The organism is Paenibacillus sp. CMAA1364, from assembly GCF_054373195.1.
In genome coordinates this window covers 57,815-69,305 of record NZ_JBITNB010000008.1, presented here as the reverse complement: position 1 = coordinate 69,305, position 11,491 = coordinate 57,815, and the positions used below count along the sequence as shown (strand labels likewise).

Below are 11,491 nucleotides of genomic sequence, written 5' to 3'. Positions count from 1 at the left end.
TATGAAGCAAAAGAGAGGGATGGGAATACCACTCCCAACCCTCTTTATGTGTGTGTTATCGCACTATTGGATAATCTTTGTTGCAATCGCTGCAAGGTCTATAATATCAATGACTCTATCCTTGTTCATATCTGCTATTTTCACTTGATTCCAGTCAGGACTCGACTCGTTCTTACCATAATTTGCTGCCGCAAAGGCCAAATCACCAATGGATACTTTGCCATCGTTATTCATATCACCTGGAATACCGATAGTGATTTGAATTTGAACTTGTAGCGTACTCAATCCCGCTTCTGTCTCAATTCCCGTACTATCTGCAATCACAGCATTTACGACTGCGATGTTCCCCACAGCGGATTGCTGTACACTCTGAGCTGTGAAGATCATCTCTACCATGGGAGTATCCCCAATCAGACTCACGCTTGGGCCTTCGCTCGCTAGAATCAGTCGAATCTTACCTGGTGCAGTTTGTTTAGACTCAACCAGATTAACTCCAGATTTAATTGATTGGGCTGATACGAACTCAAATAGATTGGCATCATAGTTTAATGTGATATCTTCTGCATAGACATTGTTAGTCACACCCGCTAAGCCTAATACCACATGGTATGTCTGGCCTGATTGGACTGTACTATCACCTAATAAGGTGGTTACAGGACCTATCGTGTTGTTGCTTTTCACACCAAAGTTAATGGAATACAGTTGTGTGCTAGATCCATTTTCTGCCGTGACCTTAATGGTTGTCGTTCCAGGAAGTGTTGTCGCTGCTGACACCACAGTTATGGCAGATGCATGGTATGTCGCAGCTGTCACAGTGGGTATATCCAGCGTACCCGCAGGAAGTTCAACATCATATACATATTTATTGTTGTCAAACCCTTCAATTACCTTGTTATCTATTTGAATACTACGCAGTGTCGTATTATCATCTTTGATCATTACTTTGGCATCTGCCCAAATAGAACGGTCAAACCAGTTATTATCTCCTCCATCCAGCACAACCAATTTAAGCTCGTTGTTCTGTGATATATCTACGGAGATTTCCTTGGTTATATTCTCAGAACCCCTCATAAGACCGCTATCATATCGCTTTGTACCATCTGTCCATACTTGATAAATGATACTACCGTTCGGTCGTTGAAAGTCGTCATTCCCCACAAAAGCTTTAAATTCACGATATTTCTGGTCGAGTTTATACACAATCTCGGAATTGGAGTTCGTCCATAACCCTTTTGGATAAACGACATTATTTATTGTCAGGTTATACGCCTCAGGTCCACCCTTATCACGCCTAACAACATCCCAACCGCTAATCGCTTTTACCCAAGGTAAATCACTTAAATATTCGAAGCCATCTTGACCTAGAACCTCAATACTAATCTTTTGCGACCAACCTTCACTATAGTTCAAAGTAAAGGCAATATGACCGTTAGTTAGTGATTTCAGATATTCCTTTTTGAGGATTAATCGTTGCCCATCCATGACGTAATCTAGACCATTTACCAAGATGTCGTTGCCTTTCTTGATATCAACGAATACTTTCCCATCGCTTGCCATTGTGATAGGAAGGTTTTGTTTTGAATTTTTGTTAAACTGAAATTTCTCTATCCCAAATGATGTATTCCCCTTGATCTTCAGAACTACAATCCCATGTGCGGGAACATTTACTGTATAAGAACCGTTAAATGATCCTTTATCTTGATGGGCCCATAAATCGCGTACAGATGCCGATCCGGTGAGCCCTAAGTCACTCCAGTTCACTGTCATATTTGTTGCTGCATTCCCCCGATTAAATAATGCCACTGCACCACTAGAGCGATTATCTAACGGTTTCGCCCATACTTCTTTGTTCCCGTCTTTCACGATACGTGTGCCTTGAATACCCATTGGATCTTGATTCACAGCAATCACTTCTTGATTGGTGAGGATTTCCTTCGTCTGTGCAGACATCGTACGCAAGTCATTTCCGGCAACCAGAGGTGAAGCCATAATAGCCCACATACTGAAGTGAGATTTATCTTCTTCATAGGTCATGCCATTTCCAACCTGGAGCATATCCATATGATTGAAGTGCCCCGGTTTGGCGTATTGACCCCATTGTGCATTGATGTCAATAATGCTTGTTATCGATGCAAAGGTAGGTGCAATATCTCCTGAGATTCTCCACTGTGATGCCACATCGGCAACCCATGCACCAGGGAATTTCCAACTACAAACCTCATAGACCGTAGGTATGCCGGTATTCTCAATATATTGCTTGATCTTCTTGTATTCTGTTTCTTGATCCAGTTTCATGATTTCTCCGCCACACCAGTCTACTTTCACAAAGTTGTATCCCCATGTCTTGATGTATGTATCGAAATCAAGTTGACCATAGTCATAACTACCGTCACCTACCGTTGTATATGGATCATTATCATAAATCGTAGCACATCTTTTTCTACCTGCATCGGTATAAATACCCGCCTTCAATCCTTTGGAATGAATATAGTCTGCTAAAGACTTCATACCACTTGGAAATTTCGGGTTAGGAAGAGGTACGCCTGTTGTATCCCTTCCACCAATCCATCCATCATCCAAATTCACAAATTGATAGCCTGCATCTTTCATGCCACTACTCACCATTGCGTCCGCTTGTTCATGTAGAAGTTGTTCACTGATATTAATTCTAAATGCATTCCAACTTGACCAACCCATGATAGGGGTAAGACCTGGTTGATTATTAGTCACCACCGATTGATTTACCACACCACCGCTATCGGTTGGAGCGGCTTGTACTGTAGCGTTATTCAAGCTAATTAACTGTGTTACCATAAATGTAATGACGAATAAGAAAATGAAATGTTTGCGAGTAGAACGGCTCAATTCATAAACCTCCCTTTTTATGCTCCAAATTACCAGATACAAATAGTATCATCATTTTCTAGTATTTCACTGGCTATCCCCGAAGTCAATGATCTTTTTTGCATTAAATCTTAAGACCCCCTCTTGAAAATATTCATACAAAAGTACTAGTTTACTATTCATGTATATTGAATCGCAGTGTATACTTAATATTATGAAATTCTACAAAATTCGACCAAGGTAGAAGTTTCCTATCAACATGTTGTTATCTCATAAATCTAAAGGGGTTGCTCAAAGAGGATGTTTACATTTAAGAGTATACGCGCAAAAATGATGCTTGGATTTTCTACTGTCTTATTGTTAGTTATTATTCTATCGATCAACAGCCTAGTAGTTCTTAACAACGGTAACAAAACGGTCGATAGTATTTTAAACGAGGAGTTACCATTACTCATTGCCGATGAGCAATTAGTAGCATCCATGTATGATCGAATGGGAGCAGTCCGTGCGTATGTATTATCGGGCAATACCTTTTATAAAGAACTATTTCATGCCGCTACAGCAAAGGTACAAGCCAACCAAGAATTCGTGAATTCGATATATAAGAATGAGGAATTTAACCAACTCATCACTATTACGAAGGAATGGGAAGATTTTGTTGTTGAACAAGGCATCAAGGAATACGATAAAGGGAATATAGATCAAGCACGTAACAACATCATTACTGCAGACAACAATGTAGGTGCACTCGTTATGAAATACGAAGAGATTGCCACGAATAGAGAACAACATATTATTGAATTAGAAAAGAATCTTTTTGCGGAAGGGAAACGGACGATACTTATCGTACTTGCACTAAGTATAGCTTCTGTATTGTTGGGAATTATCATTGCCCTATTTACTGCGAATTCAATTTCTAGACCTCTTCGCCTTGTCATGCATCGGATGGGGCTTATAGCGCAAGGTGATCTTAGCCATGAACCACTCAAGACCACATTGAAGGATGAAATTGGTCAACTGGTTATGGCAACCAATGAAATGAGCCAGAATTCACATCAATTATTAGTCCAGATACATACCTTATCAGGGACGGTATCTTCGCAAAGTGACATCTTGACACAATCTGCAAGTGAAGTAAAAGCAGGTACTAGTCAGATTGCCATTACGATGGAGGATTTAGCAAAAGGTACAGAGAGCCAATCCACAAACATTGGAATTCTCTCTACCACAATGGAGAATTTTGTCGTTAAGGTAATGGATATGAGTGAGAACGGTGAACAGATCCAGAATTCATCTAACACCGTTCTTGAAATGACCCATCAGGGTCGTGAATTGATGAAATCTTCGGCAGCACAAATGGCCATTATCGATAAGATTGTACATGATGCCGTTGGTAATGTTGATGGTTTAGACAAGCATGCACAACAGATCTCAGAAATCGTGGCAGTCATACAGGACATTGCCGCACAAACAAACTTACTTGCCTTAAACGCTGCTATCGAAGCCGCTCGAGCAGGAGAACATGGCAGAGGTTTTGCTGTCGTCGCAGATCAAGTAAGGAAACTAGCGGAGCAATCCGCATCATCTGTTACGAATATTACAGAAATCGTTGGACGGATTCAAAGTGAGTCTACACGCATGGCTGACTCCCTTCAAGTGGGTTATATGGAAGTACAGGAAGGTACTCATCAAATCCGTACGACGGAGGAAACCTTCGAGCAGATTAGTGTCGCAGTGTCAGCAATGGTCGATCGGATTCATATCGTATCTGCTAGCTTGGCCGACATTTCAGCGAACAGCCAAGAAATGGGCGGGTCAATTCAGGAAATCGCAGCTATTTCAGAGGAATCCGCTGCGGGCGTAGAAGAGACTTCTGCTTCAGCTGAAGAAGCAAGTAGTGCCATGGATGAGCTAGCAAGCAGTTCTGATGACCTATCCAAATTAGCGGAACAGTTGAACGACCTTGTAAAGCGGTTTAAATTATAATCATGTGATACAAGGCATAATAAGAAAAAGGAGTGAACCCAAGGGTTTACTCCTTTTTCTTTGCATATGTCTATACATTACTTAGCATCAATTTTTCTATCCTTGAAATAATATTCTTTATCATGGTCATTGATCTCACGTAGTACACGACAGGGATTGCCTACTGCAACGACATTCGTCGGAATATCCCTCGTTACAATACTACCCGCACCAATAACGCTATTATCCCCTATTGTAATACCTGGTAGAATAACAACGCCGGCACCAATCCATACATTTCTACCAATATGAACAGGTATATTAAATTGTGTTACATCCTCACGAAGCTCCGGAAGAATAGGATGCCCTGCGGTCGCAACTGTGACGTTGGGACCAAACATCGTATAATCACCCACATAAATATGAGTGTCATCCACAAGTGTTAGATTGAAATTGGCGTATACATTTTTACCGAAATGCACATGTTGGCCGCCCCAGTTCGCACGCAAGGGTGCCTCAATATAACAGTCATCCCCGATCTCCGCGAACATTTCCTTCAGCAATTGTTCACGCTTAGCTTGCTCCGATGGACGCGTCGCGTTGTAATCATATAGCTTCTCTAGGTACCCTAGTTGTTCTAACACTAGATCGTTATCTGCACAATGGTAAATCTCGCCCGAATGTAGCTTTTCATATATAGTCATCAGTTTTGACCCTCCAAATTTTCTTCATAATGTGCTCAGCCGCAATTCATAGAAATACTGCACAATTGGATGCTTTAACTTCATCTTCTCGGACATGTTTAAAATACGCCTTTTTCCAACTCTTCTGTCTACCAAAGCTAGAATATTTAATAAGATATCATTGCTCTCTAGGCTATCATCTATTGAAGTAGATAGAAACATATTAGATACGACCATAAAATTTGATTTCGTTAATGCCGTCTGTGCAGATAAAATCTCCTTTGCATATTCCGATATTTTTCTACTTCTTGCAATTACATTTAGCCGATCCTCCGGAACCATCCCTTTGCTAGCTATTCTAACCGCATCAAGTTCTTCGTTGGTGAGAGGAATTTGGATTTCTGAATCATTCTTAATTTCTAGCTCCGACTGATACCATCTAATTAAGGTCGTTCTATCATTCATATTGAGTATGTTCTTGTTATCTACTGCAATGTAACAATGACCTGCTTTATCAGGTGCATAACGGTAACTAGTTGCACGGTATTCTACCCTTCCATACAACGCCGGACACAGATAACTCTCTAGTTGTTGCTTCAATTTACTCCAGGACATAAATCCTCCTATGTTCTATGATTATGGTTGATTAGATTTCTATCGTCATCGCATAAAGCTCTCTATAAGTTGAAGGTGTTATTTTCTCATATTCCATAAACCTTTTATTGAAATAGCTGACACTGGGATAGCCCGCTTCATTGGCAATTTGACCGATTGAGTCATCACGGCGCTCCAGCAGCCATTGCTTAGCGAGTTGCATTCTACATCTTGTCATAAACTCCATTGGTGTAATCGACATGGTCTGTTTGAATAACTTGCAGAAATAGTGAGGGCTGACACCCACTTTGCTTGACCAATATTCGAGCAGAAAGGGTTCGGTAGCAGAAGATTGCATATCGGGAAGCAAATCCAATATCTTGGTATTCGTTCCCCCTTGCTTCCGCTCCGTCAAAGGAATAGCTTGCTCAATAAAATGAACAACTAACGCGTACGTTCTAGCAGATAATTTTGTTGCATTAAGCATCCGATTGGTTTCTGCCTCTAGCATCAATTCGTCGTGTAATTTGATCCAAAGTTCGGTTTGTCTTAAAGTCCACAGTTGACCTGGTTTAATGTTATTGCTTAGTAAATAATCCTTCAGTTTATCTCCATAAAAATGAATCCAACGAATATTCCAAGGATGATCTTTACTGGAATAATAATATTGCTCTTGTTGAGGGTAGTACAAGACAGCGTCTCCCGGACCGAGAACATGCTCAACACCATTTAACTTAACCATACCATAACCCGATTCGACAACATGAATGTTATAACTAGTCATTTGATTGGGCAAGCGCTGAACATTGTGATCAGGCTCAGAGAAGTAATGACCAACAGACTCAGGATAGATGAAATACATTTGTTCAGATCGTGTAATCATATGGAATTGACGCCTCATGTAGATTCACCTCTATGACAATTTTGTTGTATTCACAGACAAAATACTATCATTTTAATTGTAATACAGTAATAGTATAATCACAATATACTACTAATGAAGGAGTGAGCCAATTGTCTGATCGCAAGCTCAAATGGGGCGTTTTAGGGAGTTCTCAAATTGCAATTAATTCCGTTATTCCAGGTATTCTTCAATCACATTTAAATGAAGTAGTAGGTATTGCAAGCAGAACCTTAGAGAAAGCACAAGAATCGGCAGTTCAATTTCAAATTCCAAAAGCATACGGTACATATGAACAATTACTACAGGATCCAGACATCGATGCTGTGTATATACCACTACCGAATCATTTACATTATGAATGGACAATCAAGGCAATCCAAGCCGGTAAGCATGTCTTATGCGAAAAACCGTTAGCATTAAATGCAGAAGAAGCTGAGCAAATGATACGGGCTGCCAAGGAAGCAGGAGTTCTATTAGCAGAAGCCTTTATGTACCGTTATCATCCAAGGTATACCCAAATTAAAGAAATTATTGATCGTGGAGAAATTGGTGAAGTTAGAGGAATTCGAAGTGCCTTTACGTTCAATAATGCCAATGACTTGAATAATGTACGATATCGAAAAGAATGGGGCGGCGGCGCTCTTTACGATGTGGGCTGCTATCCAATCACTGCTGCGAGATTACTGTTAGGAAAAGAACCAGAGGCCGTTACCGTCCAAGCACAGTTCTCCAGTGTTCATGGTGATGTAGATATGATGGCTGCGGGCTTAATTGAATTTGAGGGTGGTGTCTCGCTTCAATTCGACTGCGCCATGTGGTCAGCATTCCGTAATCCGTTAGAGGTGCTAGGGTCTGAGGGAATCATCGAGGTTCCTTCTGCCTACGTAACGCCGACCGAAGAAAGTGGTCATTTCTATATCATTAAATCCGGTGAAACGAATAAAATATCTGTACCGTTTCTAAATGCCTATTCCTTGCAAGCAGATGCCTTTGCTAAGGCAGTTCTTCAAGGAGAGCCACTTCCGTTTGATGCTACAGACGCAGTTCTTAATATGAAAATTATTGATGCCTGTTTAGATTCGGCAAGAGGAAATAAGAGAGTAGAACTTAGCGAATAGAGGTGTATACGATGGAATATATACAAATCGCAGGATGTCCCAAGCCCGTCTCGAGGTTGATGAAGGGTACGGATTATTTTTACCATGATAGCTATGAGCTTGTTCAAAAAAATATGGATGCTTATATTGCAATCGGTGGGAATTCTTTGGATACTGCCCATATCTATTGTGGTGGTCAAAGTGAAGAAGTGATTGGTAAATATCTAGAGGACAGAGGGAATCGGGAACAGATAGTCATTTTGACAAAAGGTTCGCATCATGATCACAACGGCCCTCGATTAGCTAAACAAGATATTGCATATGATCTTTCGCTTAGCTTAGAGAGATTACGAACGAACTACATTGATCTATATGCCCTGCACCGTGATGATCCCAATACACCTGTAGGACATATTATTGATGCATTAAATGAATATATAGACGCTGGCACAGTGCAGGCTATCGGCACTTCCAACTGGACTTGGCAGCGTATACAGGAAGCTAATGACTATGCGCAACGTGAGGGTTTAACTGGCTTTACCTTTAACAGTCCTAATCTGAGTCTAGCGAAAGCAAGTGAACCTTTCTGGGAAGGTTGTGTTTCCTCAGATGAACAGACCTGTAAATGGCATGAAGAAGTTCAAATGCCTTTGCTATCATGGTCTTCACAAGCTAGGGGGTTTTTTACAGGTCTATTCACACCAGAAAATCGCGAAAACGCCGATTTGGTCCGTGTGTTTTATAATGATGCTAATTGGGAGCGTCTAAGAAGAGCCAAGCAGCTTGGGACACAAAAGGGTCTGACTGCTATACAAATTGCTCTTGCCTATGTGATGAATCAGCCATTTCCAACTTGTGCATTGATTGGAGCACGCAGTGAAGCGGAGCTGTCATCTTGCAACGAAGGAGCAATAATTCAATTGACGAAGGCTGAAATGGACTGGCTTGATCTAACAGCGGATCAACTATAAGAATTGAAGTAATTAGACTCATCTAAAATAATTGTACACTAGTTATTTCTTCTTCAATCCATACAAAAAAATCCGTGTGATCTCTTTGGTGAGTTCCTCAGGTGTGTTCAAGCCTGTCCATAATTTCGTTACGGTGAGGTGCTCAATAACACCAACAATGGATTCAGCAACAATACTTAAGTCGAAATCATCGTGGAAATGTCCATCTTCTACTTCAACGGTAAAATTCTCTTGGATTTGCTGCGCCACGTAAAGAGGAAATGCCCCTTGCCGCAGTGAATATGGGCGAGGCTGCCAAACGCGAAGGTGTAGAGCTCCGTATGAATACCGAGGTAACTACAGCATTAATCGATGAGATTGCTCCCGATGAAGTGATTCTTGCTATCGGTTCCTCACCAATGATGCCTCCAGTAGACGGTGTAACTAGCGCGCATGTCCTGAATTCACATGATGTGCTATGGGGAACCGTTCATCCTGAAGGTCGTGTTGTTATTATTGGTGGCGGTCTTGGAATTCTACGAAAAATTTGTGTGATGGAAAGTCTGTATGGTCATGGTGTTCAATTAATGTCGAACAGTAAATGTTGTGCCATCGAAGAAGATACAGTCATTATTGAAAAAGATGGAGAACGTCTTAATTTTCCTGCAGACTACGTGGTGATGGCTGTAGGTTCCCAAGCTCGGGACAAAGAATCACTCGCATCGTACCTTGATGAGAAAGATATCCCTTATCATGTGATTGGCGATGCGGTTCAAGCTCGTAAAGCACTAAATGCCATATGGGAAGGTGCAGAAGTAGCTAGACGGATCTAATGAAATCTGCTTAACCATATTCATAGGCAATTCTATCAACAAGCTCAAAAGAATGAATCCGATGTCATTCCGGATTCATTCTTTTGGAGATTAGAATAGAACTAACAACGTTAGTTCGCGACTGTAATCGACCATTGTTGGTTATTCTGCAACTGATCATCCCACTGAATAATTGGACCGCCTGGGCTCGTAGACGAACCACTTACATCTGCCGCTTTCAAGCTATTCACGTTCATCATTTTGAAGGTTCCACCGGCTGTAGCTTGCAATGACCATTGCTGAGACAAACTACCACTGCTGGTCGATTGAACAAGCTGATTACCAGGAGCCATCGTTCCAGTAGCGACAACTAGTGCTTTACCACTATGTCTATTAATAATTTGGTAGTATCCATTACTAATCGGCACGAACTTCCATTGCTGATTCCATCCGCCGTTATCCGTATATTGAATAGCGGGCGCTCCATCGGAAGTAGATTGACCACTGATATCCATTAATAATCCACTGTTCAAGTTTTTGATCTTATACCAGCTATTCGGAGTCACCCCAGTGAAGCTCGAAGGTGTGCTAAACGTACCTACAGCGGCATCCAGGTTCCATTGATCGAAATATCCATAACTCAGTATGTTCCCCTCAATTTTGAGTGGTAGCCATATATATCGGGAATCTTGTAGATTTGAAGGATTCCAACGATCTGCCATGTATAGATAAGTCATACCCGCCCCACCTTGAATTGGCAACACAAACGTAGATTGTGACTGATAATTATTGCTATTACCCACTGTCTGCCAGTCGGACCATGTCCCTGCCATTGATGTTGCACTAACGTACTTCTGAATGGTCGGCGTCCAACCCTTCTGTCTTGATGTTAGGATGAAATACTTTCCGTTATCCTTCACAACTGCCGGTGCTTCTAGGTAGACATCATTCCATTGATAGACTAGACTATTAACACTCAAGTAATCTGCACTTAATTGGAAAATGGCGAAGTTCGCATTGCCATCTGTTGCACCCATCAAATAAGCCGTTCCATCTGTATCTTTCCAAATGGTCATATCTCGAATCTCATGATTAAGCGGTCGATAGGATCCTTGGTAGGTCCACGGACCAGTAATGGATGAACTAGTAGCTACGCCCACCTTTGCATCACAATAGCAAGAATCATCAATATGCATATACATCACATATTTGCTGGTACTCGCATTGTAAATAATTTTGGGTCTTTCAACGATTCGGTCTAACGTTAAATCACCTGTGGCCTGGGGTGTCAAAGCTTCCCCTTCATAAGTGAAATCCGCGAAATTCGTCGTCGAATAAAGACTCACACCTCTAAATCTTCCACTATCGGTGATGCCTGTCTTATTCTCCCCAACCCAATAATATTTGTTTCCTACCTGGATCATACCGCCACCATGAGCCTGAATTAAATTACCCGATGTATCATACCACTTTATGCCTGGAACAATCGTTTTACTCGCCGCCATCACTTCGGTAGGGATGATCATAGTTGCCATTAGCAATACAACTACCAGCCATTTGATAGACTTTGTTATGGACATATGCTACATTACCTCCTCCATATTATTAAACGATTAATCGCTTACATAAACCGACACCACTT

General features: G+C 41.3%; 10 protein-coding genes. 4 read left to right on the top strand and 6 right to left on the bottom strand.

What is annotated here, in order from left to right; translation table 11 throughout:
- Nucleotides 1-63: 63 nt before the first annotated feature.
- A complete protein-coding gene (locus ACH8E3_RS07800) occupies nt 64-2,865 on the bottom strand; it encodes an NPCBM/NEW2 domain-containing protein (protein WP_458632058.1) in 2,802 nt (933 codons plus the stop codon).
- 279 nt (nt 2,866-3,144) lie between these two features.
- On the opposite strand from ACH8E3_RS07800, the gene ACH8E3_RS07795 reads away from it, so the two are divergent.
- Entirely contained in the window at nt 3,145-4,830 is a 1,686-nt protein-coding gene (locus ACH8E3_RS07795; protein ID WP_458632057.1) for a methyl-accepting chemotaxis protein, read from the top strand.
- A 77-nt stretch (nt 4,831-4,907) separates the two neighbouring features.
- On the opposite strand, the gene ACH8E3_RS07790 is transcribed toward ACH8E3_RS07795, so the two are convergent.
- Genes ACH8E3_RS07790 through ACH8E3_RS07780 form a run of 3 tightly spaced genes read right to left on the bottom strand, consistent with a single transcriptional unit; the run spans nt 4,908 to nt 6,987 of the window.
- Nucleotides 4,908-5,513, bottom strand: a complete 606-nt coding sequence (locus tag ACH8E3_RS07790) for a sugar O-acetyltransferase (protein WP_458632056.1) — start codon at nt 5,511-5,513, stop codon at nt 4,908-4,910.
- 24 nt (nt 5,514-5,537) lie between these two features.
- Nucleotides 5,538-6,107 (bottom strand): SF0329 family protein, encoded by a 570-nt coding sequence (locus ACH8E3_RS07785; protein WP_458632055.1) that lies wholly within the window; start codon nt 6,105-6,107, stop codon nt 5,538-5,540.
- A 31-nt stretch (nt 6,108-6,138) separates the two neighbouring features.
- Nucleotides 6,139-6,987, bottom strand: a complete 849-nt coding sequence (locus ACH8E3_RS07780) for an AraC family transcriptional regulator (RefSeq protein WP_458632054.1) — start codon at nt 6,985-6,987, stop codon at nt 6,139-6,141.
- Between the two features lie 113 nt (nt 6,988-7,100).
- On the opposite strand from ACH8E3_RS07780, the gene ACH8E3_RS07775 reads away from it, so the two are divergent.
- Together ACH8E3_RS07775 and ACH8E3_RS07770 are read left to right on the top strand one after the other, a co-directional pair.
- Entirely contained in the window at nt 7,101-8,108 is a 1,008-nt protein-coding gene (locus ACH8E3_RS07775; protein ID WP_458632053.1) for a Gfo/Idh/MocA family protein, read from the top strand.
- 11 nt (nt 8,109-8,119) lie between these two features.
- The gene (locus ACH8E3_RS07770) at nt 8,120-9,058 is read left to right on the top strand and encodes an aldo/keto reductase (protein WP_458632052.1); all 939 of its coding nucleotides are present in this window, start codon (nt 8,120-8,122) and stop codon (nt 9,056-9,058) included.
- Between the two features lie 42 nt (nt 9,059-9,100).
- On the opposite strand, the gene ACH8E3_RS07765 is transcribed toward ACH8E3_RS07770, so the two are convergent.
- Nucleotides 9,101-9,307 (bottom strand): hypothetical protein, encoded by a 207-nt coding sequence (locus ACH8E3_RS07765; protein WP_458632051.1) that lies wholly within the window; start codon nt 9,305-9,307, stop codon nt 9,101-9,103.
- Between the two features lie 11 nt (nt 9,308-9,318).
- Between ACH8E3_RS07765 and ACH8E3_RS07760 the strand changes: the two genes are divergently transcribed.
- The gene (locus tag ACH8E3_RS07760) at nt 9,319-9,870 is read left to right on the top strand and encodes a hypothetical protein (protein WP_458632050.1); all 552 of its coding nucleotides are present in this window, start codon (nt 9,319-9,321) and stop codon (nt 9,868-9,870) included.
- Nucleotides 9,871-9,980: 110 nt separating this feature from the next.
- Here the strand turns inward: ACH8E3_RS07760 and ACH8E3_RS07755 are convergent, their stop codons facing one another.
- Entirely contained in the window at nt 9,981-11,429 is a 1,449-nt protein-coding gene (locus ACH8E3_RS07755; RefSeq protein WP_458632049.1) for an RICIN domain-containing protein, read from the bottom strand.
- Nucleotides 11,430-11,491: the final 62 nt, after the last annotated feature.

Excerpts from the sequence above, each read along its gene's own strand:
- ACH8E3_RS07790 (WP_458632056.1), bottom strand. The coding sequence starts at position 5,513 with ATGACTATATATGAAAAGCTACATTCGGGCGAGATTTACCATTGTGCA.
- ACH8E3_RS07755 (WP_458632049.1), bottom strand. The coding sequence starts at position 11,429 with ATGTCCATAACAAAGTCTATCAAATGGCTGGTAGTTGTATTGCTAATG.
- ACH8E3_RS07785 (WP_458632055.1), bottom strand. The coding sequence starts at position 6,107 with ATGTCCTGGAGTAAATTGAAGCAACAACTAGAGAGTTATCTGTGTCCG.
- ACH8E3_RS07780 (WP_458632054.1), bottom strand. The coding sequence starts at position 6,987 with ATGAGGCGTCAATTCCATATGATTACACGATCTGAACAAATGTATTTC.
- ACH8E3_RS07760 (WP_458632050.1), top strand. The coding sequence starts at position 9,319 with ATGCCCCTTGCCGCAGTGAATATGGGCGAGGCTGCCAAACGCGAAGGT.
- ACH8E3_RS07770 (WP_458632052.1), top strand. The coding sequence starts at position 8,120 with ATGGAATATATACAAATCGCAGGATGTCCCAAGCCCGTCTCGAGGTTG.
- ACH8E3_RS07795 (WP_458632057.1), top strand. The coding sequence starts at position 3,145 with ATGTTTACATTTAAGAGTATACGCGCAAAAATGATGCTTGGATTTTCT.